At 74.3% G+C, this 22,540-nt stretch carries 16 protein-coding genes and 1 pseudogene; 10 read left to right on the top strand and 7 right to left on the bottom strand.

What is annotated here, in order from left to right; translation table 11 throughout:
- Nucleotides 1-15: 15 nt before the first annotated feature.
- Nucleotides 16-1,899 (bottom strand): Na+/H+ antiporter NhaA, encoded by a 1,884-nt coding sequence (locus ACN27G_RS09140; RefSeq protein ID WP_421497283.1) that lies wholly within the window; start codon nt 1,897-1,899, stop codon nt 16-18.
- Between the two features lie 212 nt (nt 1,900-2,111).
- Between ACN27G_RS09140 and ACN27G_RS09135 the strand changes: the two genes are divergently transcribed.
- Nucleotides 2,112-2,234, top strand: a complete 123-nt coding sequence (locus ACN27G_RS09135; RefSeq protein WP_421492338.1) for a 50S ribosomal protein L36 — start codon at nt 2,112-2,114, stop codon at nt 2,232-2,234.
- A gap of 101 nt (nt 2,235-2,335) precedes the next feature.
- On the opposite strand, the gene ACN27G_RS09130 is transcribed toward ACN27G_RS09135, so the two are convergent.
- A complete protein-coding gene (locus ACN27G_RS09130) occupies nt 2,336-2,572 on the bottom strand; it encodes a hypothetical protein (protein ID WP_421492337.1) in 237 nt (78 codons plus the stop codon).
- Between the two features lie 151 nt (nt 2,573-2,723).
- Between ACN27G_RS09130 and ACN27G_RS09125 the strand changes: the two genes are divergently transcribed.
- Complete coding sequence (locus ACN27G_RS09125) at nt 2,724-3,626, top strand: MerR family transcriptional regulator (RefSeq protein WP_421492336.1); 903 nt, start codon at nt 2,724-2,726, stop codon at nt 3,624-3,626.
- Nucleotides 3,627-3,807: 181 nt separating this feature from the next.
- On the top strand, nt 3,808-3,939 hold the full coding sequence (locus ACN27G_RS09120; protein ID WP_421492335.1) for a hypothetical protein: 132 nt from the start codon (nt 3,808-3,810) through the stop codon (nt 3,937-3,939).
- Nucleotides 3,940-3,982: 43 nt separating this feature from the next.
- Here the strand turns inward: ACN27G_RS09120 and ACN27G_RS09115 are convergent, their stop codons facing one another.
- From ACN27G_RS09115 to ACN27G_RS09105, 3 genes are all read right to left on the bottom strand, one after another.
- Nucleotides 3,983-7,033 carry a helix-turn-helix transcriptional regulator gene (locus ACN27G_RS09115; RefSeq protein WP_421492334.1) on the bottom strand — a complete coding sequence of 1,017 codons (3,051 nt, stop codon included), beginning with the start codon at nt 7,031-7,033 and terminating at the stop codon, nt 3,983-3,985.
- 160 nt (nt 7,034-7,193) lie between these two features.
- Entirely contained in the window at nt 7,194-7,916 is a 723-nt protein-coding gene (locus ACN27G_RS09110) for a hypothetical protein (RefSeq protein ID WP_421492333.1), read from the bottom strand.
- A 105-nt stretch (nt 7,917-8,021) separates the two neighbouring features.
- Nucleotides 8,022-9,110: a toll/interleukin-1 receptor domain-containing protein gene (locus ACN27G_RS09105; protein WP_421492332.1), complete on the bottom strand. Its 1,089-nt coding sequence runs from the start codon at nt 9,108-9,110 to the stop codon at nt 8,022-8,024.
- Nucleotides 9,111-9,389: 279 nt separating this feature from the next.
- Here ACN27G_RS09105 and ACN27G_RS09100 point away from each other — a divergent pair, with 279 nt between their 5' ends.
- The 6 genes from ACN27G_RS09100 (at nt 9,390) to ACN27G_RS09075 (ending at nt 18,967) form a co-directional block, all read left to right on the top strand.
- Complete coding sequence (locus ACN27G_RS09100) at nt 9,390-9,968, top strand: hypothetical protein (protein WP_421492331.1); 579 nt, start codon at nt 9,390-9,392, stop codon at nt 9,966-9,968.
- Between the two features lie 192 nt (nt 9,969-10,160).
- Complete coding sequence (locus ACN27G_RS09095; protein ID WP_421492330.1) at nt 10,161-11,411, top strand: tetratricopeptide repeat protein; 1,251 nt, start codon at nt 10,161-10,163, stop codon at nt 11,409-11,411.
- A gap of 278 nt (nt 11,412-11,689) precedes the next feature.
- Entirely contained in the window at nt 11,690-14,299 is a 2,610-nt protein-coding gene (locus tag ACN27G_RS09090; protein WP_421497282.1) for a fibronectin type III domain-containing protein, read from the top strand.
- A gap of 55 nt (nt 14,300-14,354) precedes the next feature.
- Nucleotides 14,355-15,350: an AAA family ATPase gene (locus ACN27G_RS09085; RefSeq protein ID WP_421492329.1), complete on the top strand. Its 996-nt coding sequence runs from the start codon at nt 14,355-14,357 to the stop codon at nt 15,348-15,350.
- A gap of 33 nt (nt 15,351-15,383) precedes the next feature.
- A complete protein-coding gene (locus tag ACN27G_RS09080; protein WP_421492328.1) occupies nt 15,384-16,538 on the top strand; it encodes a DUF58 domain-containing protein in 1,155 nt (384 codons plus the stop codon).
- Nucleotides 16,532-18,967 (top strand): DUF3488 and transglutaminase-like domain-containing protein, encoded by a 2,436-nt coding sequence (locus ACN27G_RS09075; RefSeq protein WP_421492327.1) that lies wholly within the window; start codon nt 16,532-16,534, stop codon nt 18,965-18,967. Before ACN27G_RS09080 ends, ACN27G_RS09075 begins: the two co-directional genes overlap by 7 nt.
- Before the next feature lie 200 nt (nt 18,968-19,167).
- Here ACN27G_RS09075 and ACN27G_RS09070 read toward each other — a convergent pair.
- A pseudogene (locus ACN27G_RS09070) lies at nt 19,168-20,124 on the bottom strand (LLM class F420-dependent oxidoreductase); the annotation flags it as partial.
- A gap of 111 nt (nt 20,125-20,235) precedes the next feature.
- On the opposite strand from ACN27G_RS09070, the gene ACN27G_RS09065 reads away from it, so the two are divergent.
- Nucleotides 20,236-21,072 (top strand): DUF1028 domain-containing protein, encoded by an 837-nt coding sequence (locus ACN27G_RS09065; protein ID WP_421492326.1) that lies wholly within the window; start codon nt 20,236-20,238, stop codon nt 21,070-21,072.
- 162 nt (nt 21,073-21,234) lie between these two features.
- On the opposite strand, the gene ACN27G_RS09060 is transcribed toward ACN27G_RS09065, so the two are convergent.
- Nucleotides 21,235-22,140 (bottom strand): phosphatase PAP2 family protein, encoded by a 906-nt coding sequence (locus tag ACN27G_RS09060; protein ID WP_421492325.1) that lies wholly within the window; start codon nt 22,138-22,140, stop codon nt 21,235-21,237.
- Nucleotides 22,141-22,540 lie beyond the last annotated feature (400 nt).

Below are 22,540 nucleotides of genomic sequence, written 5' to 3'. Positions count from 1 at the left end.
CCGGACGAATGTACGTCATCCCCGTTCCGGCCGCCGCCCCCGGCGCGGCTGGAGCCCGGCCCGGGCCCGGGCCAGCTTGACCTCCCGGGTCAGGGTCTCGATGTCGTACGCGCCGTAGTGCCGGCGATCGTTGATGAAGAAGGTCGGGGTGCCGGAGACCCCGCTCAGATCGGCCGACTCGACGTCGTCGGCGATCCGGGCGGCGTGCACGTTCGCCATCAGGTCCGCCTCGAACCGCTCCTGGTCGAGACCGAGTTCGCGGGCATGGTCGACCAGGTCGGTGATGCGCAACCGGTCCTGGCGGTCCAGCAGCAGGTCGTGCATCTCCCAGAACGCCCCCTGGGCGGCCGCTGCCTCGGCCGCCTCCGCCGCGAGCTGTGCCTGCGGATGCACGTCCGTGAGCGGCAGGTGCCGCCAGACGTAGCGCAGGTCGGCGTCGGTGAGCAGCTCACGCACCACCGGTTCGGCCTGCCCGCAGTAGGGGCACTGGAAGTCGCCGTACTCGACGACCGTGACCGAGGCGTCCGCCGGGCCACGGACGTGGTCCCGCCGGGGGTCCACCGCCGGGACGAGGTCGGCGAGCTGGTCGGCGTCGCCCAACAGCGCGCGGGCCCGGGCCGCCCTCGGCAGCGCGGCGGTGATCCGGAAGACCACCCAGGTGAGCAGGGCGCCGATCGCCGCCGCGACGAGTACCCCGATCTTGGCTTCGGCCAGCTCGGGGCCGTCGAACGCCAGGGCGGCGATCAGGAACGACACGGTGAACCCGATCCCGGAGATGGTGCCGCTGCCGAGGAGCCCCGCCCAGCCGACCGCCGGGCGGATCCGGCCCCGGGTCATCCGATCCAGCAGCCAGGAGACCCCGACGATCGCGACCGGCTTGCCGACGACGAAGCCCAGCACGACGCCGAGGGTCACCGGTGCGGTGACGGCCCGGGAGAGGAACTCGGCGTCGAGGACGATGCCGGCATTGGCGAGGCCGAAGAGCGGCACGAGGAGATAGCTCGTCCACGGGTGGTACATCCGCTGGAGCCGGTCGTTGGGCGACAGGGTCCGGGTCAGGCCGACGCTCGCGCTCCGGGCCAGGTCGGAGGTGGGTTGCTCGCGGAACAGCTTGAATAGCCCGCTGGCGTTCTCCAGGGCGCCACGGGCCGGCGTGTAGGCGGGTGCGGTGAGTCCGATGGCGAGCCCGGCGACCACCGGTTCCACTCCGCCGGCCAGCAGCGCCACCCAGAGTGCGACGCAGAACGGCAGGTAGGCCAGGCCGCGCCGGACGCCCAGCGCCCGCAGCCCGAACAGCGCCGCGAAGAGCCCGATCGCCACGAGCAACGGCACCAGGTCGACGTGCTCGGTGTAGACGACGGCGATCACGATCAGTGCCACCAGGTCGTCCACCACGAAGACGGTCAGCAGAAAGATCCGCACCTGGTCGGGGACGCCGCGCCCGAGCAACACCAGCAGACCGAGCGCGAGCGCGGTGTCGGTCGACATGGCCACGCCCCAGCCGTGTACGCCCGGCCCGCCCCGGGTGACCAGAAGGAAGAGCCCCACCGGCAGCGCCATGCTGAGCACGCCGACCACGAGCGGAAGGGCGAACCGCCGCCGGTCGCGCAGGTCGCCGAGGTCGAACTCCCGGCGCGCCTCCAGACCCACCACCAGGAAGAACAACGTCATCAGCCCGCTGTTCACCCAGGCGCGCAGGTCGAGCGCGAGTCCGGCACCGTCGATCTCGATCGCCAGTTCGGTGGTCCAGACCGCCTCGTAGGAGTGGTTGTCGATGTTCGCCCAGACCAGCGCCGCGACGATGGCCGCGATGAGCACCCCGGCGCTGGCCGACTCGGTACGCGCGAACCGGCGCAGTGGCGCGGAGATCTCGTGTGCCCAGGTCGTCCGGCCGGACATCCGGGATGAAGACGGATCACTCACCGCATGTCCCCCGTCCGGTCAGCTGCCTCCGTCCGAGGACGGAGCCGCATCCCGAGATTTACCACGTGACACCCGGCCGGCCGGGCCGCTCGGCCGAACCTCGGCCGGGGAATCCGGCCCCGGCACCCGGCGTTGACCAGCTGTGGAAACGGTGGAGAAACCGCCGGTACGAGCGGGAAGGAGCCGTCATGAAGGTCCGCAGCTCGCTACGGTCGTTGAAGCGGAAGCCGGGTTCGGTGGTGGTACGCCGGCGCGGCCGCGTGCTCGTGGTCAACCGCGGCAACCCGCAGTGGAAGAGCCGCCAGGGCTGATCGTGGAGGGCCCGGCGACGCCCTGGTTCCGGCGGTGGCCGGCCGGGCTGCCGATCGCCCTGCCCGGCACCCGACGTCCGCCGCCCGGGGCGGCGGCGGACTCAGCGGTGCAGCCGGCGGCCGAGCAGATAGCCGAGCAGCACCCCGAACGCCACAAGCGCCGGCGCGACCATCTGGCCGCGCAGCTGGCGTAGCCCCTGCTTCGGGTCGACGGCGGTGCCGGCGGCGGTGCCGGCCGCACCGGTCACCAGGTCACCGACCCGCCCGTGCGACATGCCCGTTCCCTTCGACGTGAACCCCTGCCCGGCGGCGGCCACCTTGCGGGGCACGACCGCCAACAACAGCTCCGATTATCCCGGCATCGAGCGGGCAGGCGCCACGAACAGCCAAAACCGGGCCGGCCGGAGGAGAGGGGCAGTAATTTCACCAATACTCCCGCGACCGGTGGCATCGGTAGGTTCGATCCGCCCGAGGACGTGAGGAGAAGCCGTGACGGCGTCTGTGCCCCAGCTCGGCGAGCGCGCCGGCTCGTCACCGGCCGCCCCGGGATACACGATCGACAGCCTCGCCCGGCTGGTCGGGATGTCGCCGCGCAACATCCGGGCGCACCAGGCCCGCGGTCTGCTTCCGCCGCCGACCAGGTACGGCCGGACCGCCTACTACAGCGCCGCTCACGTACGCCGGCTGGCGAGCATCACGTCGCTACAGCGGCAGGGGTTCAACCTGGTCGCCATAGAGGCGATGCTCGGAGTACGCGACCCGGCCCCGCCGCCCGCCGAGCCGCTCACGGCGGCCCTGGGCCGGATCGCGTCCGAGCACCCCGCCGTGCTGCACAGCCTGGTCCGGCACGGCGTGCTGACGCGGGCCGAGGACGGTGCGGTCACCGCGACCCGGCCCAGAGCGTTGCAGCCTGCGCTCGACCTGCACCACGCCGGGATACCGGTGCCGGCCGCGCTGCGGCTGCTGGCCGAGATGCTGGACCGGCTCCGCCCGGTCACCGACGAGCTGGTGCCGGCCGCCGTCACCCGGCTGGCGCCGCTGCGCCACACCGGGGCGCCGGCGGGCAACCGCGGCGGCACGCCGGCCGGCTGCCGGCCGCCGCGGCACGAGCACGGGAGCGCGGCGCTGACCCAGGGCGTGGTCCGGCTGCTGGCCGAGGCGTTCCGGGCCGTCGTGGAGGACTCCTGCGCCGGCCGGGCGGGCGGCACCGGGACCACCGCGGCACCGCCCGACGGCACGCTGCCGGCCGACGATTCGGGCCCGCCCGCCGACCCGTCGCTGTCCGCCGACCCGTCGCTGTCCGACGGCTCGAACCAGCCAGCCGACCCGTCGAAGGCGACCCGGCCCGACGGCCCGCGCCCGTCCGGCCGGGTCGCGTTCGGCGGTGGCTGACCGCCGTCAGCTCCGGCCGCCGGCCGGGCGTAGCGGGCCGGGGTGATGCCGACGTGCCGGACGAAATGCCGGTGCAGGTGCGCCTGGTCGTGGAAGCCGACCGCCACGGCGACCCCGCCGGCCGCTCACCATCAGGCTGCCCGACGGGGAGGTCCCGCTCGGTGCCGGCGAGCTGTTCGTGGTGCCCCGGGGCGTACAGCACTGCCCGGTGGCCGACGAGGAGACCGCCGTCCTGCTGATCGAGCCCGCAGGGACGGTCAACACCGGAACCGCGGGCGGACCGCTGACCCGGCCAGCCGGCACCCTCGACTGACCGTGCGCATGCCGGGGCCCGGCCGGCCGGGCCCCCGCACCTGTCACTTCCGGGCGAGCAGGCCGACCAGGGCGGCGCGGGAGGTGACCCCGAGCTTGCGGTAGATCCGCATCAGGTGTGCGTCGACCGTACGTGGGCTGATCTGGAGCTGCCGGGCGATGATCCGGGAGGTGGCACCCGTGACGGTCAGCTCGGCGACCTCCCGTTCGCGGGCGGTCAACAGCTGCCGGGGATCCGCCGCGTCCGGCGCCGCACCCGGCCCGTCCGTTCGGGCGGCACGCCGGGCCAGTCGGGCGGCCAGCCGCCGCTGTGCGCGGTCGACCTGCCCGGCCAGCCAGCGCGCGCCGGATCCGGTGAGCAACTGCCTGGCCCGGCCGAGCTGCTCACGGGCCGACTGCGGATCCCCGGCCGCCTCCCTCACCTCGGCGAGCAGCAGCCGCGCCTGCCCCTCGGCGACCGGCATGCCGGCCACGGCGAACTGGCCGACGGCCGGCGCCACCGCCGCGTCCGCGTCCTGCACAGCGCCGTACGCCAGGGCCAGGCTCGCACCGGCCACGCCGACCAGCCCGAGCCGCCCGGGCAGGTCACCGGCGACCCCGGAGGCCCGGGCCAGCCAGCGCCGGACCTGCGGCGGTGGGCCGCCCGGCCCGGACCGTGCCGTGCCGACCCCGGCCGCATCGGCGGCACCGGCAGCACCGGCGGAGAGCGCCCGCAGGGCGAGCACGTCCGCCTCGGCCGGTCCCAGACAGCGGTAGGTCTCCACGTCGTCCAGCAGGCGCTGGCAGCCCGCGTGGTCGCCGATCGCGTACGACGCCTCGGCCAGGTGCATCCGGACCACCGCCCGGTACAGGATGGAGCGCGGCGTGGCGCTGCCCCGCAGCCGGTCCAGGGCCGGGCGTACGGCGTCCGGCCCGGCGAGCCAGAGCAGCGGTCGGAGCCGGACCGCCGCCGCCAGCGTCGCCGCCTCGGCACTCCGCTGCCACCGGGCGATCTCCTCGGCCTCCTCCGCGTCCCGCAGCGCGTCGTCGACCCGGCCGACCGAGCCGTACAGCACGGAGCGTGCCGCGTAGAGCAGCGGATGGACGTGGATCCGGCCGGACCGCAGCCCCACCTCGATGCCCCGCTCCGCGTGGGCCAGTCCGTCGTCGAACCGGTCCAGCATCAGCTCGACCCAGGACAGCAGGGCGACCGCGCCCAACTCGTCCCGGAGCGCGACATCGCCGAGCGCGTCGATCATCCGGGTGGCGTACGAGATCCGGAGCCGGGCGGCGGAGAGCGGCTCCCTGGCCACCGCGCAGGCGGCCAGTACGCTGCTCGCGGCGGCCTCGATCCCCCGGTGCCCACCCTGCCGGGCCCGATCCATCGTCTTCTCCGCCTGTCTGGCTCCGGCCCGCCATCGACCGGCCAGCATCTCCGTCACGGCGAGCTCCAGCCGCAGCATCGCCTGCGTCGCACCGGTGGCGGTCGCCGGTTCCGGTGACCCGTCGGGAGCCTCCTGCCCGCCCCCGTGGCCGGCGACGCCGGCCGCAGCACCGGCACCGGCCCCGGCAACGACGCCGGCCGGAGCGTCCGGGCGGGGCTCGCCGGGCCGGCAGTAGTCCAGCTCGGTGCTGAGCAGCGCACTGGCCACGTCCAGCCGGCCGGCCAGCCGCTCCGCGACGGCGAGCTGCTCGACCGCGGCGTGCCGATGCCGGCCGGCCACCGGGACGAGGTCGTGCAGCACCCTCCGCGCCTCGTCGAACCGGCCGGTGACGCCGAGCGCCTTGGCGAAGAGCAGCCGCAGCTCGGCCCGGCGTTCGGCCCGGTCGGGGGCGTCGGGCAGCGCCGCGAGGGCGGCACGCAGCCAGGCGGCGCTCGTGCTCGGCGCCGTGCCCATGGTGGTCGTCGCGGCGGTGACGAGTATCCCGGCGGCGGTCTCGTCGCCGGGCCGGATCGACCTGGCGAGGTGGTGTGCCCGGAGCGTGAGCGGGGCGCCGGCGCGTTCGAGGTGTGCGGCTGCCCGGCGATGGGCGGCCAGCCGCCACGCCGGGCCGGCCAGCCAGTACGCCACCGCCCGGACCAGCGAGTGCCGGAAGTCCAGCCCGGCCCCGTCCTGCCGGAGCAGGTTGCGCGCGACCAGCGCGTCGAGCGCGGCGGTGGTCGGCTGCGTATCGACCCCGGCGGCGGCGGCCACGGTGCCGACGTCGAGGCCGGGGCCGACCACCGCAATGGCCTGGAGCACCAGCCGTTCGGTCGGGCCCAGCCCACGGATCTCGATCGCCACCGCGCCGTGCAGCGCCCTGGTCACCGGCTCGTCGGGGCAGTCGCCGCTGCGCAGCGCGCCGAGGACCCGGTCCGAGGTGCCGGCGAGCAGTTCCAGGTAGAGCGGGTTGCCGCCGCTGACCTGGTGCAGCAGCCGGCGCCGGGCGGCGGGCTCGGCCGGGAACCACTGGTCCACGTCCGCGAGCGTCAGCGGGCCGAGCCGCAGCCAGCTCGGCGGTGGCGCCAGCCGGGCGAGTTCGTCGGCCAGCCTCGGCGGGCACTGTTCGGACCGGAACGCGAGCACCACGGTCAGCCGGGCGTCCGGTGGATGCCGCAGCAGGTAGCCGAGGAACTCGACGGAGGCGTCGTCGGCCCACTGCACGTCGTCGAAGACCAGCAGCGCGCCGGCCGGTCGGGCGGCGGCGGCGAGGAGGCCGCGCAACCGGCGATGCCGCTGGTGCCGCTCGACCGCGGCGGTCGCCGGCCCCGCCGGCCCGTCGAGCTCACGCGTGGCGAGGGCGTCCAGCTGCGCGTGCAGGTCGGCCCGATGATCGGGTACGCCGGCCAGCGCATCCAGCAGCATCCCGTACGGGAGGGAACGCTCGAATTCGGTCGCCCGGCCGACCAGCGCCGTACGGCTCCGGTCGCCGGCCGCCCTTGCCAGTTCGGCGACGAGCCGGCTCTTGCCGATGCCCGGTTCACCGTGCAGCACCAGGAAACACGGCCGCGTCGCGTCCCGGTCGAGGAGACCGAGCATCCCGGTCAGCTCCTCGGCGCGCCCGACCAGGGCGGCGACGCCCGGCACCGGCGGCACCGGTGCGGCCGTCGGTTCCGATGGCGGTCTGACCGGCACCCGTGACCTCCGCGGCATGTGTTAACCCTCGGTTTCCGAGGTAACCGCGTTGAGCGGTGTCCATGCCAGACCATCGGGGCCGAACAATGGCAGTCATCAGGCCGTTGACAGCGGGGACAACGACGTCGTAAGGGCGGCGGGTCGCACCGCACAGGGTCTGCTACCGGTCGCGCAGCTTCCCGACCCCCAGTCGGGCCGCCCGCGCCCCGGCCATCCCGGGCACCGCCGATCCGGCGATCCGCCGCACGCATTTCGTCGTCAACTGGGGAATCGCCTTGCCGGCCCGGCCGGCGCCGCCCTTGCCGACCGCGCCGCGCATGCCCCTGCCGACGATGCCGCCCATCCGTCCCGCCCCGCCCCGCACGCCGTGCATCCGGGCCAGCATGCCCCGGAAGACCTGCCCGGGCTTCTGCTGCTCGCCCGCGAGCGCGGTGACGACGATCAGCCCACCGGTGAGGGCGGGAATCACCCACTGCAACACCCGCAACTGCCGCTGCCGCGCCGCGACGTCCGGCGGCGTACCGTTCAACGGTGCGGTTCCGGCCACCACCGGCGCCTCGGTGCGCTTCTGCAACTGCATGCCGAGCATCCGGCTGTACCCGGTCGCCGCGAGCGCGGCCACCGTCAGCCCGGTCTTGACGGCGCTCATCCGGCCCACCCCGGCCTGGACGAGCATCCGGGGACTCTCGGTGATCAGTTCACCGGCGGCACCGGCCACGTGGCTGCCGATCGCCGCCGCGTTGACCGGCGTCCACCGGGCCCAGCCGGCCGAGGCCACCCCGAGCCGCTGCCGCGAGTCGCTCACCGTCGCCGCCGCGCCGTTGACCCCGATCGCCCCCATCAGGGAGCCACCGAACCAGGCAGCAAGGCCGAGATCGTGCATCGAACGCAGTACGGTATGCCGCTGCGACATCTGCCACCCCCGTCGTAGAGAACCGCCGCGTACCCGTGCGGCACGGTTCCAATCCCGGACCGGCGATGCCGGGAGTCAGTCGAGGACGATGCCGTCGTCGGGTACGCCCAGGTCCTGAACCTGGTGGTCGATGCTGTGCAACGGCAGGTTCCGGACGAAGAAGATCCGCGACGGCAGCCCGCTCGACTGCCGGGCACCCTGGGTGATCCCGGTGCCGGTGAAGCAGAGCCAGCTGATGCCCAACACCTCCCGGATGAAGTAGTCGGTGCCCCGCGGGGTGTACCGGCGCTCCCGGGTGGTGCAGCTGGCGTACCACGCCTGCTGGTCGTCGGAGTAGTAGTTCCGGGGCGGGCGACCGAGCAGGGTGCGTTCCTCGTCGGTCGCCTCGAAGCAGGCCGCCCGGGTCGGGTCGGAGAGGATCCGGAACGCCGCCTTCCAGGTGGCGGGCAGCAGGTCCATCTTGCGCCGGTTCACCTCGCCGAGCTCGAAGGTCAGGGCCAGCCAGGGCCCGTTCGAGTTGTCGACGTGCTCGAAGGCGTCCCCGATCCAGAGGTTGCCGAGAATCTGCCGCAGCGTACGGTGCCGCTGCTCCTCGTAGTCGCCGACGAAGACGTACTTGCGGCTGCTCAGGCCGAGGTGCCCGGTGGGATCGAAACCGTCCCGGGGCACCAGGCGGACGGCCCGCTCGACCGTCGTCCGCTCCTCGTAGCGGCGCAGCAACTCGGCCGCGGGCAGCGCGAGGCGGTGCCGCAGGCTGTGCCGGAGCCGCTCGGCGACCTGCGCCAGCCCGCCGGGGTCGGTCACCCGAACGGCCTCTTCGAGCCGCAGCCCGTACGGGAGCCGGCCCGTTCCGTCCGCACCGTCCAGGAGGATCGGGACGACCCGACGCAGTCCGTTCTCCCGGCGGGACACCTCGATGGCCCGGACTATCTCCTCCCGCTCCGCGTAGGCCCGGTCCGGGCCGGCCGAGAGCAGCACCAGCGTGATCGCCGCCTGCCGCTGCACATCCGGCAGGCGGTTGCCGTTGCCGTCGGCGGGCGGCAGACTCCGCCGGTCGAGGAAGACCCGGAAGTGCGGGCGGAGCAGGCCGTACAGTTCCTCGGCGGCGGCCCGGTCCGGATTCGCGTACGCGATGAAGAAGTCCCAACGGTCCTCTCGGGTCACCAGCCCTGCTCCCTCCTCGGCCCCACCACCGACCGGGATCGCACCGACCTCCCATCCAAGCAGGCCGCCAGGCACCCGTCGATGCGGACACCGGCACCATGGTGGGCAGTTGGCCGGCCGACCAGCCGGTCCCCGGTCGGTCGCTCGGTGGGCGTGGGCCGCGGCGGATGACCCGGTGTGCCACACTCCGAGGCGCGATTGCGCCCGATCCCGGTCCGCCGGCCACACCGCGCCGGTCACCCGGATACCGGTCACCTCCAGACGAAGGAAACCTCCGCGATGCAACTCGACGTCCTCCAGTCCCAGCGCCAGTTCCACGTCCGGCAGCGGATCCGGTTGATGGTCAACCAGTACCAGGTGCACGCCGTCACGCCGGACGGTTCCGAGGGCGAGTTGCTGGCCTTCGCCCAGCAGAAGCGGCTCGCCTTCAAGGAGCAGGTGACGCTCTACACGGACGACAGCAAGCAGCAGCCGGTGCTCGGCTTCAAGGCCCGCCAGGTGATGGACCTCGGCGCGACGTACGACGTGACCGACGCCGACGGCACCCCGATCGGGCTGTTCCGCAAGGACTTCAAGTCGTCGCTGCTCCGCTCCACCTGGCACGTCGAGCAGCCCGGTCTCGGGCGGGCCGTCGGCCAGGAGCGGAGCCTGCCGGTCGCGCTGCTGCGCCGGTTCGTCGAGTCGCTCTCCTGGCTGCCGTACCACTTCGACTTCACCATCGACGGCCAGCCGGCGTTCTCCGTGGTGAAGAAGTGGGGCCTGCGCGACCGGTACGTCGTCGACATCCATCTGCCGCAGCTCGACCGCCGGCTGGTCATCGCGATGGCGATCGGCCTGGACGCGCTACAGAGCCGCTGAGCCGGCGGGCAGAGCACCGAACCGGCCGGCAGAGCCGCACCGGGTCCGGGCGCGGCGGTGCCGGGCCCGAACCCGACCGCCGGCCCCATCCGCGTCGATGGGGTCGGCGGCCGGGTTCGGCGGCGGCCGGGTCGGCGGCCGCCCGGCGTCCGGGCTGGCGCGGCACCCCGTCGAGGGGGCAGCATGGCGGGCGTGTCTCAGCCCCCACAACTTGCCGCCGTGCAGGACCGTGCCCGGGCACTTCGCGACGGCGGCGACGATCCGGCCGCCCGGCGGCTGCTCGCACAGGCCCTCGACGCGGCCCGGCCCGCATACGGCAAGGATCACCCGCAGGTGCTCGCCACCACCCAGGTGCTGGCCCGGTGGCACCGGGAGGCCGACGACCCGGCGACGGCCCGACGCCTCCTCGAAGAGGCGCTGATGGACGGCCAGCACCGGGGCGACGCCGACCCGTTGATGCTGGCGCTCAGTTTCGAGCTCGGGGCGGTCGCCGAGGAGTTGGGCAACCGGCACGAAGCCCGCCGCAACTTCGGCCGGGTGGCCTCGATCGGGCCTGGTGTGCTCGGCGACGACCACTGGCAGGTCCGGGCGGCCCGCGACTATCTCGGTGAGGCCCCCGGGGCGAATCTCCACCCGCAACCGGTCGGGCCCGCGCCGGTCGCGGCACCCGTCGCACCGCCGCCCCTGATCTCGGCACCACCGGCACCACTGGCGCCGCCACCGGTCGCGCCGCCGCCCGGTGGTGCGTCGGCGGGCCGGCCGGCCGGTGGCGGGCTGTTCCGGTCGGCGGCCACCTCGCCGGCATACCTGCCGAGCGCCGGGAGCGTGCCGGAGCGTCCGGCCGAATCGCCGGTCTCGGCGTACGTTTCGGGCAGCGCCGGGCCGGCGTCGTCGAGATTCCCGCCGTACTCGGCGCAGTCGACGGCGCAGGTCGCGTCGTACCCGATCGCCCCGGCACCCGCACCCGCCCCGGTTCCGGTACCGGCTGCTGCCGGCGAGTCGGGCCGGGGTCGTGCGTCGACGGTCGCCGCGGCGATCGCGGCGGGCGCCGCCGTGGTCGCCGCGATCGTCGTGGTGGTCGCCGTGCTCGTCGACCGGGGCGGTTCCCCGGAGACCGGGCCGGTCGACGAGCGCGGCGAACCGGTCGTCGCGGGCGAACCGCCGACCGATCTGAAGCTGCTCGACGAGGGTTCGGCGATCACCATCACCTGGTCCGATCCGAGCGGCGGGACGGTGCCGTTCGTCGTGGCGGGCGCCCGGGCGGGCCAGCAGACCAAGCCGATGAGTACGCTCAGTGCCGGCGAGACCACGTTCAAGGTGAACGCGTTGAACCCCAAGCTCGATTACTGCTTCTCGGTGCTCGCCGTCTATTCGACCAACGAATTCGCGCCGTCGGATCTTGTCTGCACGGAACGGGACGGTGCGGGCGCAAGCCCGCGCTGATCACAATTCGACAACCGCCCCTACCGCACTGACCTGGCAAGACGGTCGACGATCAGCAGCCATATCCACAATTCGCGCTCGCGTTGTCCACAACGGCACGTTTCGGGTCCCCGCCGGCAAAGCCCGGGGCCCTATGATGGCACGCGGTTTCGGGAGAGATTCGCTGACGACGGCGGTCGGACAGGACCGTCCACGGGGTGGGGAGGCGGCCGGCTGTGGTCACCACAGGCAACGGCTTCACGGGCAGTGACGGCGGCGGCGGAAGCGAACCCGCCGGGGTGACGCCGGGTGCGCCACCGGCCCGCCGCCGGTCCCGCCTCCGGGGCGGAGTGGTCACCATCGCCACCGTGGTGGCGCTGGCCGCCGCGATGGGGTTGACGGTCCTCGGTCTGGGTGCGGCGGACAACGCCGTGGCGAGTTTCGACGCGAGTTCCTGGCTCTGGAGTTCGGCCAAGAGCGAGCTGGCCCGGGTCAACGGGGTCACCGGTCGGGTCGACACCCGGGTGCAGGTCCCGCAGGGCCGCAGCCACCGGATGCAGGTCGTGCAGACCGACCGGTTGCTGATCCTGCGCGACCTCAACACCGGGCAGGTCAGCTCGCTCGACCTGGCCACCCTGCAGATCATGGCGACGACCAGGACCACCGCCGGGATCGGGGTCAACGTGGCCCTGCACGAGGACGCGGCCTTCGTCGTCGACGCGGTGCAGGGGATCGTGCGGCAGCTCGACCCCCGGTCGCTGACCCCGGTCGGCGAGCAGATCAACTATCCACTGGGGATCACCGGCGGCGAGTTCGACGGCGAGGGTCGACTCTGGATCGCGGTGCCCAGCGAGGGGACGGTCTCCGCCATCACCGCCGCGACGCTGCCGGAGTCCGGCAGCGGGGGCACGGGCGGCGGGGTCAGCCCGGAGCAGATCCGCAGCGAGGCCGTCGCCGACCCGAACCACGACCTGAAGATCTCCACCCTGGACGACGGCGTCGCGGTGCTGGACCGGACCACCAGCACCCTGACCACGCTGATCGGCGACGCGATCAGCCCGGTCACGCTGCCGCTCACCGGGCCCGGCGCGATGCCGCCGCGGACCACCGGCCTGCGGGTCCCGGTGACCGTGCTCGACGACCGCAACATCGTGGTCGCCGACAACGGTGCCGTCGGCCAGCAGTTCCGGGTGCCGGGTGCGGGGACCCGGCTCAGCCCGGCCGTGGCCTGGGCCAACCGCTTCTACTGCGCCGACGACGACACCGGCACGGTCTACTCGTTCGACCCGGCGGGGCAGTTGCTCGAGAAGTTCGAGATCCCGGGCGCCAACGGGCCGCTGGAGCTGGAGGTCCGGGAGAACCACCTCTTCATCAACGCCCCGAACTCGGCCCTCGCCCGGGTCGTCGACGACAAGCACCGGGTCAAGACCGTCAACAAGTACGCCAACGACATCCTCGGCGGCGACCCGCCGCCGAACCCGCCGCCGCCACCGCCGCCACCGAAGCCGGTCGTCAGGAAGCCGAGCGCACCGAAATCGGTCACCGCCGCCGCCGGCAACGCCCAGGCCCGGGTGAGCTGGCGACCGGCCGCGGCCAACGGCGCCGCGATCACCCGGTACGTGGTGGAGGGCGCCGGCCGCACCTTCCAGGTGGGCGCCGAACAGCGGTCGTTGGAGGTGACCGGCCTGACCAACGGCGAGACCTACCAGTTCTCGGTGCAGGCGGTCAACGCCAAGGGCGCCGGGCCGGCGAAGAAGAGCAACCCGGTGGTGCCGACCTCCGAGGTGCCGGATCCGCCGGCCAGTGTCACCGCCGAGGAACGGCCGGACGGCACGGTGCTGGTCAGGTGGCCGGCCGCCAACGGCCAGGGCTACAAGATCCGTAAGTACGCGGTGACCGCCATCTCGGCCGGCGCCAACGCACCCGTGGGCGAGTCGACAAAGACCGAGCTGGTGATTCCGGCCGGCGAGCTCGACTACGGCAACCAGTACGCCTTCACCGTCGTCTCGATCAACGAGAAGGGCGCCGGCTCGACCGCCTCACCGGCCAGCAACAGCGTCGTCCCGTTCACCACGCCGGAGGCACCGCAGAGCCTCCAGGCGAGGACGGTCGGCGGCTCGCGCGGCACCGTCTCGATGAGCTGGAGCCCGCCCGCCGACAACGGTCGGCCGATCACGAAATACCTGGTCGACGCGGGCGGCAGGAAGAGCGAGGTGACCGACACCCAGGCCACCGTGGGAGGGCTGGGTGACGGGCAGACCGTCACCGTCCGGGTGCAGGCGGTGAACGAGGCCGGCCCCGGCGCCGCCGCCACCGACACCGCCAGCACCGTGGCGGCACCCAGGGTCACCGTCACCGGCACCAGTTCGGACGCCACCAGCGTGACGGTCACCTTCACCGTGGACGCCGGCGGCGGCACGGCGAGCTGTTCGGTCACCCCGAACGGTCGCGCCAAGGTCAACGGCAACTGCTCCAGCATCCGGGTCACCGGGCTGACCCCCGGCACCGACTACAGCTTCACGGTCACCGCGACCAACGCCGCCGGCAACGGCACCGCGTCGGCCAGCCGGGCGACCGCCGCCGTCTACGGCATCGCCACCTGCAACAACGGCTCCTCCGGCGACCAGCGGACCTACTGCAACTCCGACCGGCCGGGCCGCAACGGCAACGAGATCTTCAAGGTGACCCGGCAGGACGACGACCAGCAGGCCGGCTGGGCCAAGCCGGGCACCCGGATCAAGGCGCTCTGCAAGAAGTCCGGCGAGGAGGTCTACGCGTTCGTCTACAACGACGACAAGCGCAGCACCTGGTGGGTCCGGATCGAGTGGAACGGCGGTAAGCCGTACATCCCGTTCGCCTGGCTCAACCTCGAGGGGGGCGACAATATCAACGTCCTGCCGACCTGTTGACCGGCCCGGCCGATAGCAGGGAGGCACCTCCGGCACCGCAGGGAGCAGCACGACCGTGACCAACCACGAGCCGCTCACGCCGCAGCACGTGCAGGGCTTCGCCAGCCTGGCCGCCCGGATCGCTGACAACATCAACTCGGTGGTGCTGGGTAAGCCGCACGTGGTCCGGCTGGCGCTCACCGCGCTCTTCGCCCAGGGACACGTCCTGCTGGAGGACGTGCCCGGGGTCGGCAAGACCACCCTGGCCCGGGCGATCGCGGCGACCGTGCACGGGCAGTGGCGGCGCATCCAGTTCACCCCCGACCTGCTCCCCGCCGACGTCTCCGGGGTGACCATCTTCAACCAGGCGAGCCGGGGCTTCGAGTTCCACCCCGGCCCGGTCTTCGCCAACATCGTCATCGCCGACGAGATCAACCGGGCCTCGCCGAAGACCCAGTCGGCGCTGCTGGAGGTGATGGAGGAGCGCAACGTCACAGTGGATGGTGTCCGGCATCCGGTGCCCCGGCCGTTCCTCGTGGTCGCCACCCAGAACCCGGTCGAGATGGACGGCACCTACCGGCTGCCCGAGGCGCAGCTCGACCGGTTCCTGGTGAAGCTCTCGGTCGGCTACCCCGACGAGCTGGTCGAGATCGAGGTGCTCCGGGGCGCCCCGGTGCGCTCCCCCGAGGCGCTGGAGCCGGTGACCGACACTGCCACCGTCGGGGAGATGGTGCGGATGGCCCAGCAGGTGCACATCGCCGACCCGCTCTACGCGTACGCGGTCCGGCTCGCCTCGGCGACCCGCAACCACCCGCAGGTGCGGGTCGGCGTCAGTCCCCGGGGCGTGATCGCGCTGACCCGGGCCGCCTGCGCGTACGCGCTGATCGACGGGCGCGGCTGGATCATGCCCGAGGACCTCAAGACGCTCGCCGAGCCGGTCTTCGCGCACCGGATCCTGCTCTCCCCCGACGCACAGGTCCGGGGCGTCACCCCGATCGAGGTGCTGCGCGAGGCGGTGGCGTCGGTGCCGGTCCCGCTCCCCTCGGGGCAGCTCGCCCCGGCCGGCACCTGACCGCACCATGACGGAGACGGCGCACCCCGTATCATGACGATCACCTCGCGCGGCATCGGTCTGCTCGTCGGTGCCGGCATCCTCCTGGTCGCCGGCTTCCGCTTCGGCTATCCCGAGCTCGCCCTGCTCGGCACCGCTGCGGCGATCGCGGTCGGCTGCGCCGCCGGCAACGCCGCCTGGCGGCCCCGGCTCGACGTCACCCGGGTCGCCGACCCCGACCGGGTCGGCCGGGGCGAGCCGGCCAGCATGACCCTGACGGTACGCAACGACGCCCGGCTCCGCTCCGCCAACCTGATCGCCGAGGACCGCTGCGGCAACCGCGCGGTGCCGGTGCCGCTGCTCCGGCTCCGGCCCGGCCGGGACACCACGGTCAGCTATCCGGTCCCCACCTCCCGGCGCGGGGTGATCGCGGTCGGGCCGCTGCGGGTCACCGGGCGGGACCCGCTCGGGCTGGTCACCGTCGCCCGGTCGCACGGCGACACCGCGCAGGTCTGGGTGCACCCCCGGATCCATCCGCTGACATCGGTGCCGGCCGGGGTGGCCCGGAGCATGGACGGGCGGATCGACAGGGTGCCGCAGGGCTCCATCACCTTCGACTCGCTCCGGGAGTACGTGGTCGGCGACGAGCTCCGCCGGGTGCACTGGCGCACCAGCGCCAGGGTCGGCGAGCTGATGGTGAAGGAGCAGCTCGACACCAGCCTGCCCCGGATCGTCGTCCTGCTGGACAACCGGGCCGGTGCCCATCCGGGGCGGGTCGACGGGGTCGCCGAGACGTTCGAGTCGGCCTGCGAGGCGGCCGCGTCGGTGGTGGTCGCCGCCCGCCGCGAGGAGCTGCCGGTGACTCTGCTGCTGGTCGCCGACGGTGACGGCTCCGGGGAGTTCCTGGACCGGCTCGCCGCCGCCGACCTGGAGCGCGGGCCGCAGGGCACCGACGGCGACCCGCTGCGCACCACGACCCTGCGGCTGCGGCAGGAACGGCTCGGCGACACCCTGGTCTTCCTCACCGGTCCCGGCGCCGCCGCCGACCTCGGCTACGTCGGCGCGCTGCGGCCGGCGTACCCGTCGGTGGTCGCCGGGGTCTTCGGGGCCGACGGGCAGACCCCGGCCGGCGCCGCCGGACTGGTCGTGATCGACGCGGCCGACGGGGCGGAGTTCGCGGCCGAGTGGGACGGGGTGCGCCGGTGGTGAGGGTGCTCCGGGCGCTGCCGATGCCGCTGGCCCTGGTGGCGATGATCGGTCTGGCCGGCGTGGTGCTCGGCGGGGTCTACGCCGACCCGCTGGCGAGCCGGCTCGTCCTCGGCGCGGCGGTCGGCTCCGTCGGGGTCAGCCTGGCCGCCCGGCGGCTCCCGTCCTGGCTGGTCGCCCCGCTCTCGGTGCTCGGCCTGCTCGGCTACACCGCCGCCGCGCTCTGGTTCACCGCGCAGCGGGCCGACCTGTCCGGCCCGCTCGGCGCCGTGGCGGCGGATGCCGCCCGCAACGGCATCCCCCGGCTGCTCACCGCGCTGATTCCGGTCGAGCCGATGCCGGACACCGTGATCGTGCCGGTCGTCGCCGCCTGGTTGACCGGGCTCGCCGGTGCCGAGGTCGGGATCCGGGCCGACCGGGTGCTGCTCGGGCTGACCGCCCCCGTCGCCCTGTACGCGGGCGCCCTCTACGTGGTCGGTCCGAACGCCGACTCGACGCCCTGGCTGACGGTCGCGTTCGCCGCCGCCGGTGCGGTGGCGCTGGCCGCCGGGGGACGGCCGGCCGGACCGGGCCGGACCGGCGCGCCCGAACCGGACGACGGCCTGGCACCCGGGGTGCGGGCCGCCCTGCGGGCCCGGACGCTGGCCAGCACCGCGCTCGGCCTGGTCGTGGTGCTCGGGCTCGCCGCGCTTGTCGCTCCGGTGGTGGCCCGGCAGGTCGGCGCCACCCCGGTCGACCCGCGCCGTTACGTCCAGCCGCCGCAGGTGGAGAGCCTCGACGAGAACCCGCTGATCCGGATATCCGGCTGGGCGCTGAACCCCGACCAGAAGCTGCTCGACGTGGTCACCGCCGGGCCGGGCGCGCCCGCGCCGGCCGGCGGTGCCGCGCCGCCGCCCGACGGCGAGGACGGGGAACCCACCGGTGAGGAGGAACCCGGCGCCGGGGAGGACGATCCGCAGGCCGGCCGCCGGATCCGGCTCGCCGTGCTCGGCGACTACGACGGGGTGACCTGGCGGGTCGGCGCGACGTACCGGAACGCCGGGCGGGTGCTGCCCGAGCCGGAGCCGCTGCCCGACGCCCGGGTGACGGAGGTCGTGCAGCGGATCGTCGTCGACGGTCTGACCGGCCGGCTGCTTCCGGCGGTGCCCACCCCGCGCGAGGTGACCGGCGCCCGGGTGGCGTACGACCAGGCGAGCGGGACGCTGATCCGGCCGGAAGGGCTGAGCCGAGGGCTCACCTACTCGGTCGCCTCGCGGCGGGAGGAGACCGACTACGGCCTGCTGCCCTCGGCGAGCGTGCCCGCCGGTGCGGAGGTGGCCCGGTTCCTCCGGGTCGAGCCGGGTGCCCCGGAGCAGATGCAGCAGCTCGCCGCCGAGCTCGCCGAGGACAACGGGGCGCCGTACGCCCGCGCCGACGCGATCGCGACGTTCCTCGCCGAGCACTACCGGCTGGTCGCCGACGCGCCCAGCGGCCATGCCTATCCCAACCTCGACTTCTTCCTCTTCGGCCCGGTCAACGGTGGCGGTCAGCGCGGCACCTCGGAACAGTTCGCCGCCGCGTTCGCCGTGCTCGGCCGGATGACCGGGCTGCCCACCCGGGTGGTGGTCGGCTTCCGACCCCCGTCCGGCACCGGGCCGGTACGCGGTGCGGACGCCCTCGCCTGGCCGGAGGTGCTCTTCGACGGGCTCGGCTGGGTGTCGTTCGACCCGCTGCCGAAGCCGAACACCCGCCCCAAGCCGGTGGAGCAGGACTTCAGGCCGGAGCCCGAGGATCCGACCCCACCACCGGAGGAGGCGACGGAGAGCCCGGAGGCCACGCCGAGCACCACCCCCGACGCGCGGTCGGCCCCGCGCCGGGGCACCGGTCCGGGAACTCCGGTGCTGGTCGGGGGCGGCACGGGCGGCCTGCTGCTCCTGCTGGCCGGGCTGGCCGCCCTGGTCGTCGGGCTGCGCCGGGCCCAGCGGCGCCGCCGGCTCGCCGAGGGGTCGCCGGCACAGCGGATCGCCGGGGCCTGGCGGGAGGTGACCGACGCGCTACGCCTGGCCGGGCGGCCGGTTCCGGAGCACCTGGCGGCCACCGAGGTCGCCGAGCACGCCCGGTCCAGCCTGGACGGCACGCCGGCACAGCGACCCGGGGCAGAGCAGGAAGCCGGTGCAGGGCAACAACCGGGGGCAGGGCAACAACCCGGGACCGGACGGGCCGGGCCGGATTCCGGGGTCCCGGGTCCGCTGCGTCGGTCGGTGCCGACGGTCGACGACCTGGCCACGCTGGTCAACCTGGCCGCGTTCGCCCCAGGCCACGCCGCCGACGACCAGGCTCGGCGGGCCGGCGAGCTGGCCGTGGCGTACGCGGCGGCACTCCGGGCGGGTCGGCCGTGGTGGCGACGGCTGCTCTGGTCGCTGCACCCCGGCCCGCTCCGCTGGCGCCGCTGACCGGAACACCGACGACGGCAGGGCGGATCAGCCACCGGAAGGGCGGATCAGGCCACCGGAAGGGCTGCCGGGCCGCCACCGGCGGCCTCCGGAGAACCCGGGCCTGGTCGCCCAGGCGACGCCGGACCGCATCCGCCGAGCGACGCCGGAGCCGATCCGCCAGCCGCCGGGCCCGATCCGCCGGCCGGAGCGGTCGCCGGGCCGAGCTGCGCGATCATCGTGGTCAACGCGGCCGCACCACCGGCCGCCAGTTCCGGGGTCGGCAGCAGGGCGAGCACCGGGACGTCCACTCCGGCCGCCACGTACCGCCGCACCCGCGTCCGGCAGACCTCGGGGCTGCCGTGCACGACAAGGGCGTCGACCAGTTCCTCCGGCACCAGGTCCCCGGCACCCCGGCGGTCGCCGGCCGCCCATGCCCGCCACATCGGGGCGATCACCGGCTCCCGGCCGAGCCAGCGGTGGAACTCCGCGTACGCCGGCACGGTCAGGTAGGTGGCGATCAGGCGCCGGGCGAGCTTCCGGGCGTACCCGGCGTCCTCGGTCGGACAGACGAAGATCCGGGCCACCACCTCGAAGCCAGGGCGGCGCTCCCCCAGTGCGGCGAGCACCGTCGGCACGTCGCCGTCGGCGAGCCAGTTGAGAATCGTTCCGTCGGCTTCCGCGCCGGCCAGCCGCAGCATCCGGGGACGCAGCGCGGCGAGCAGGATCGGCGGCGGTACCGCCGGCGGACGCTCCAACCTGAACCGCCGTACGGTGAAAGTGTCGTAGACCTCGTCGACCTGCTCGCCACGGAGTGCCGCGCGCAGGAAGCGCAGGACATCCCGGGTACGCCGGAACGGCTCCTCGAATCGGGTCGCGTTCCACTCCTGCACCAGTACCGCCGAGGAGGCGCCGACCCCGAGCGAGAACCGGCCCGGCGCGGCTTCGGCCAGCGCGGCCGCGCTCATCGCCAGCAGCCCGGGGCCTCGGGTGAAGACCGGGGCGACGGCGGTGCCCAGCCGCAGCGCCGGCTGCCAGGCGGCGGCGAGTGCCAGCGGGGTGAAGGCATCGCTGCCGGCCACCTCGGCGGACCACAGATCGGTGAAGCCCGACTCGGCGAGTGCGGCATAGATCGCGTCGTGCCCGTCGAGCGGCACGCCGCCCAGCGGCACCGTCATCCCCCAGCGTGTAGTCATCGGATCGATCGTCCCCGCTTGATCGTGGCCGGGCAACAGCATCGTCAGATCGCGGCCGGCCAGCGGCACCGTCAGATCTTGTAGCCTCGCCGGGTGACCTTCTCCATCGTGGCGCGATCCGACGACGGCCGGCTGCACGGTGTCGCGGTCGCGAGCAAGTTCCTCGCCGTCGGTGCCCTGGTGCCGGCCGCCGAGGCAGAGGTGGGTGCCCTGGCCACCCAGGCGCGGGCCAACCTGGCCTACCGGCCGCAGGGCCTCGCCTTCCTGCGTACCGGCCTGGCTGCGGGGGACGTGCTGGCCGGACTGGTCGCGGCCGACCCGGACCGGTCGCAGCGGCAGATCGGGATGGTCGACGCGGCCGGTGCGGGTGCCACCTACACCGGCGCCGAGTGCCACGACTGGGCGGGCGGACAGGCCGGCGCCGGCTGGGCGGTGCAGGGCAACATCCTGGCCGGCCCGGAGGTCGTCGACGAGATGCGGGACGCCTGGCTGGCCGGTGCGGGCCGGCACTTTCCGGACCGGCTGCTCGGCGCGCTCCGGGCCGGTGACCTGGCCGGCGGCGACCGGCGGGGCCGGCAGAGCGCCGCGCTGCTGGTCGTGGGCCGGGGCGGCGGGTACGGCGGCGGCAGCGACGTGGTGGTGGACCTGAGGGTCGACGACCACCCCGACCCGGTGACCGAGCTGGCCCGGCTGCTGGAGGTGCACCGGATGCTCTTCGAGCGGCCCGACCCGGAGATGCTGCTGGATCTGAGCGGCGACCTGGCCGACGAGGTGTCGCGGCTGCTCGCCGGGCTCGGCTATCCGGAGGAGGAGGGCGCCGGGTTGGATGCCCGGCTCGCCGCCTGGGCCGGCGTGGAGAACCTGGAGGAGCGACTGGCGCCGGCACGGATCGATCCGGTGGTGTTGTCCCAGCTGCGCGCCCAGTTCTGACGGGCCGCCCGTCCCGGGCGCCGGGCATACGCGCCGAATTCTCGGCCCGTTTCCGGACGGTCCCGTCGATCCGCACCGGGCCAGGTTGGCCGGCGGGCCGGAGCGCAGACCCCGGCGGGACCGTCAGTCGGCGGGCGGGACCTCAGTCGGCGGGCGGGACCGTCAGTCCGCGGGCGGGACGGTGCCCCGACCGGTGTGCCGGGGCACCACCCGGTGCAGGGTGAGCAACACCAGCGCGGTCACCAGGGCCGCGGTGCCGGCGATCCCCGCCGCACTGCCTCCGTACGCGACCAGGAGCTGGCGCCGGTCGAAGTCGGGGATCGGCGTCGCGCGCATCCCGTCGGTCCAGCCGAGCGCGACCGCGGCCACCAGCAGCAGTCCCAGGCCGACGACGGCCAGCACCGCGGTGACCTGGCGGTTCCCGTCCTCGGGGGCGACCTGGGCCGTGTCTCGCTGGGTGAGCAGCAGCACCAGGCTGGCCGCCGACGCCCAGGCACCGACCACCAGCAGCGCCGCAACGGCGTCGCTGGGCCGGTGCCAGCCGGCCGACATGGTCCCGACGCCGGCCGCCGCGGCGTATCCGGCGCCGACCAGCGCGCCCCAGCCCCGCACCCGGGGTGGCAGCACCATGACCAGCGCGATCGCCACCGAGGCGGCCACCGTGGCGTGCCCGCTGGGCAGGCTGTTGCCCGCCGCCTCCCGGGCCTCGTCGACATCGAAGTCGGGCCGCTCGATGAAGAACTTGAGCGCCTGCGTGCTGAGGTTCGCGCCCAGGATCAGCAGGACGGTCACCACGGCGAGGGTGATCCTGACCCGGATCAGCGCGATGAAGCCGATGACCGCCGTGGCGACCAGCAGCGAGAGCAGCGAGACGGCGTTCAGCACGCCGCCGACGATGCCCTCGATCCGGCGCTGCCCGATCGAGTTGCCGGTCAGGGCGATCGTGTCGAGCAGTTGGCCCTGCTCGGTGCCGACCGCGAACCGCCAGACGGCCACGAACGCGAGTATCTGCGCGGCGGTCAGGAGGACCAACCAGGACGCAGTCAGGATGACGCTTCGGCCACGCACGCGGGACACCGTATCGGACGCACCCGGCACAGCTGACGCGGCACCACCGTCCGACGGTGGGCGGGAGAAGACAAGAAGCGGGAGGGGCCGCCACGGGGGAAGCGGCCCCTCCCACTACCGACAGGATACTCCGGATTGACCTCCGGGGCACCCCGGGGCTGACTGAAAACTCAGTTCCTTACCGGGTCGCGCCACGAAGATTCCCGCCATGCGGCGGGCTCGGGTTGACGGAGGTCCGGGAACGCGCCGGGCGGGCGGCACCCGGATGGTGCCGCCCGCCCGGAGGGCAGTGGTTGCCGCTCCCGCCGTCGCCGGAGCGGGAGTGGCGGGCCGGCCGGATCGCTGCGTTGGCCAATCCGGCCGGCCCGCCACGGTTGGCCTGACCGTGGGAATCAGGCCC

Origin of the sequence: Plantactinospora sp. WMMB334 (assembly GCF_049179095.1) — a bacterium.
Lineage (GTDB): Bacteria > Actinomycetota > Actinomycetes > Mycobacteriales > Micromonosporaceae > Plantactinospora.
Note: the sequence above shows the minus strand (reverse complement) of the source record. Positions and strands in the feature narration are given on the sequence as shown.

Bases quoted from the DNA above. Each gene is read 5' to 3' on its own strand.
- ACN27G_RS09100 (WP_421492331.1), top strand. From the start codon at position 9,390: ATGCAACTCGACGTCCTCCAGTCCCAGCGCCAGTTCCACGTCCGGCAG.
- ACN27G_RS09135 (WP_421492338.1), top strand. From the start codon at position 2,112: ATGAAGGTCCGCAGCTCGCTACGGTCGTTGAAGCGGAAGCCGGGTTCG.
- ACN27G_RS09110 (WP_421492333.1), bottom strand. From the start codon at position 7,916: ATGCACGATCTCGGCCTTGCTGCCTGGTTCGGTGGCTCCCTGATGGGG.
- ACN27G_RS09080 (WP_421492328.1), top strand. From the start codon at position 15,384: ATGACGATCACCTCGCGCGGCATCGGTCTGCTCGTCGGTGCCGGCATC.
- ACN27G_RS09140 (WP_421497283.1), bottom strand. From the start codon at position 1,899: ATGTCCGGCCGGACGACCTGGGCACACGAGATCTCCGCGCCACTGCGC.